Annotated in this window: 1 rRNA gene; it reads left to right on the forward strand. The window is 56.9% G+C overall.

The features are described from left to right. The first annotated feature begins 150 nt into the window (after nucleotides 1-150). Nucleotides 151-3,274 (forward strand): 23S ribosomal RNA (locus ABZ934_RS32410). Nucleotides 3,275-3,306 lie beyond the last annotated feature (32 nt).

Below are 3,306 nucleotides of genomic sequence, written 5' to 3' on the forward strand. Positions count from 1 at the left end.
TCGTGCTTGGCACGTTGTTGGGTGTCTGAGGGTACGGCCGTATGGCTGTCCTTCTGCGATGCCGGCCCCAGTGAACTCGCCTGCTTGTCTGGTGGGGTGATGGGTGGCTGGTCGTTGCTTGAGAACTACACAGTGGACGCGAGCATCTGTGGCCAAGTTTTTAAGGGCGCACGGTGGATGCCTTGGCACCAGGAACCGATGAAGGACGTGAGAGGCCGCGATAGGCCCCGGGGAGCTGCCAACTGAGCTTTGATCCGGGGGTGTCCGAATGGGGAAACCCGGCAGTCGTCATGGGCTGTCACCCACTGCTGAACACATAGGCAGTGTGGAGGGAACGAGGGGAAGTGAAACATCTCAGTACCCTCAGGAAGAGAAAACAACCGTGATTCCGGGAGTAGTGGCGAGCGAAACCGGATGAGGCCAAACCGTATGCGTGTGATACCCGGCAGGGGTTGCGCATGCGGGGTTGTGGGAATTCTTTTGATCGGTCTGCCGGCCGGTCGGCGAGTCAGAAACCGTTGATGTAGTCGAAGGACATGCGAAAGGTCCGGCGTAGAGGGTAAGACCCCCGTAGACGAAACATCAGCGGCTTGCTTAAGAATCTCCCAAGTAGCACGGGGCCCGAGAAATCCCGTGTGAATCTGGCGGGACCACCCGCTAAGCCTAAATATTCCCTGGTGACCGATAGCGGATAGTACCGTGAGGGAATGGTGAAAAGTACCGCGGGAGCGGAGTGAAATAGTACCTGAAACCGTGTGCCTACAAGCCGTGGGAGCGTCGCCGTTGTTCTTCGGAACAACGGTCGTGACTGCGTGCCTTTTGAAGAATGAGCCTGCGAGTTAGCGGTGTGTAGCGAGGTTAACCCGTGTGGGGAAGCCGTAGCGAAAGCGAGTCCGAATAGGGCGATTGAGTTGCACGCTCTAGACCCGAAGCGGAGTGATCTAGCCATGGGCAGGTTGAAGCGGAGGTAAGACTTCGTGGAGGACCGAACCCACCAGGGTTGAAAACCTGGGGGATGACCTGTGGTTAGGGGTGAAAGGCCAATCAAACTCCGTGATAGCTGGTTCTCCCCGAAATGCATTTAGGTGCAGCGTCGTGTGTTTCTTGCCGGAGGTAGAGCACTGGATAGGCGATGGGCCCTACCGGGTTACTGACCTTAGCCAAACTCCGAATGCCGGTAAGTGAGAGCACGGCAGTGAGACTGTGGGGGATAAGCTCCATGGTCGAGAGGGAAACAGCCCAGAGCATCGACTAAGGCCCCCAAGCGTACGCTAAGTGGGAAAGGATGTGGAGTCGCAGAGACAACCAGGAGGTTGGCTTAGAAGCAGCCACCCTTGAAAGAGTGCGTAATAGCTCACTGGTCAAGTGATTCCGCGCCGACAATGTAGCGGGGCTCAAGCGTACCGCCGAAGTCGTGTCATTGCAGCAATAAGCCCCAACGGGTGTTGTGATGGGTAGGGGAGCGTCGTGTGCCGGGTGAAGCAGCAGCGGAAGCTAGTTGTGGACGGTTCACGAGTGAGAATGCAGGCATGAGTAGCGATACACACGTGAGAAACGTGTGCGCCGATTGACTAAGGGTTCCTGGGTCAAGCTGATCTGCCCAGGGTAAGTCGGGACCTAAGGCGAGGCCGACAGGCGTAGTCGATGGACAACCGGTTGATATTCCGGTACCCGCTTTGAAACGCCCAATATCGAATCAGGCGATGCTAAGTCCGTGAAGCCGTTCCGGACCCTTCGGGGAAAGGAAAGTGGTGGAGCCGACGGACCAGACTTGTAGTAGGTAAGCGATGGGGTGACGCAGGAAGGTAGTCCAGCCCGGGCGGTGGTTGTCCCGGGGTAAGGGTGTAGGCCGAGGGGTAGGCAAATCCGTCCCTCGTTAAGGCTGAGACCTGATGCCGAGCCGATTGTGGTGAAGTGGATGATCCTATGCTGTCGAGAAAAGCCTCTAGCGAGTTTCATGGCGGCCCGTACCCTAAACCGACTCAGGTGGTCAGGTAGAGAATACCGAGGCGTTCGGGTGAACTATGGTTAAGGAACTCGGCAAAATGCCCCCGTAACTTCGGGAGAAGGGGGGCCATCACCGGTGATGAGTCTTGCACTCTGAGCTGGGGGTGGCCGCAGAGACCAGCGAGAAGCGACTGTTTACTAAAAACACAGGTCCGTGCGAAGCCGTAAGGCGATGTATACGGACTGACGCCTGCCCGGTGCTGGAACGTTAAGGGGACCGGTTAGTGCGCTTTCGGGCGTGCGAAGCTGAGAACTTAAGCGCCAGTAAACGGCGGTGGTAACTATAACCATCCTAAGGTAGCGAAATTCCTTGTCGGGTAAGTTCCGACCTGCACGAATGGCGTAACGACTTCTCGACTGTCTCAACCATAGGCCCGGTGAAATTGCACTACGAGTAAAGATGCTCGTTTCGCGCAGCAGGACGGAAAGACCCCGGGACCTTTACTACAGTTTGATATTGGTGTTCGGTTCGGCTTGTGTAGGATAGGTGGGAGACTTTGAAGCCGTGACGCCAGTCATGGTGGAGTCGCCGTTGAAATACCACTCTGGTCGTGCTGGATGTCTAACCTCGGTCCGTGATCCGGATCAGGGACAGTGTCTGATGGGTAGTTTAACTGGGGCGGTTGCCTCCCAAAGGGTAACGGAGGCGCCCAAAGGTTCCCTCAGCCTGGTTGGCAATCAGGTGTTGAGTGTAAGTGCACAAGGGAGCTTGACTGTGAGACCGACGGGTCGAGCAGGGACGAAAGTCGGGACTAGTGATCCGGCGGTGGCTTGTGGAAGCGCCGTCGCTCAACGGATAAAAGGTACCCCGGGGATAACAGGCTGATCTTCCCCAAGAGTCCATATCGACGGGATGGTTTGGCACCTCGATGTCGGCTCGTCGCATCCTGGGGCTGGAGTCGGTCCCAAGGGTTGGGCTGTTCGCCCATTAAAGCGGTACGCGAGCTGGGTTTAGAACGTCGTGAGACAGTTCGGTCCCTATCCGCTGTGCGCGTAGGAATATTGAGAAGGGCTGTCCCTAGTACGAGAGGACCGGGACGGACGAACCTCTGGTGTGCCAGTTGTCCTGCCAAGGGCATGGCTGGTTGGCTACGTTCGGGAGGGATAACCGCTGAAAGCATCTAAGCGGGAAGCCTGCTTCAAGATGAGTATTCCCACCTCCTTGAGAGGGTAAGGCTCCCAGTAGACGACTGGGTTGATAGGCCAGATGTGGAAGCCCGGTAACGGGTGGAGCTGACTGGTACTAATAGGCCGAGGGCTTGTCCTCAGTTGCTCGCGTCCACTGTGTTAGTTCTGAAG

Source organism: Streptomyces sp. NPDC046557 (assembly GCF_040645975.1).
Classification (GTDB): domain Bacteria; phylum Actinomycetota; class Actinomycetes; order Streptomycetales; family Streptomycetaceae; genus Streptomyces.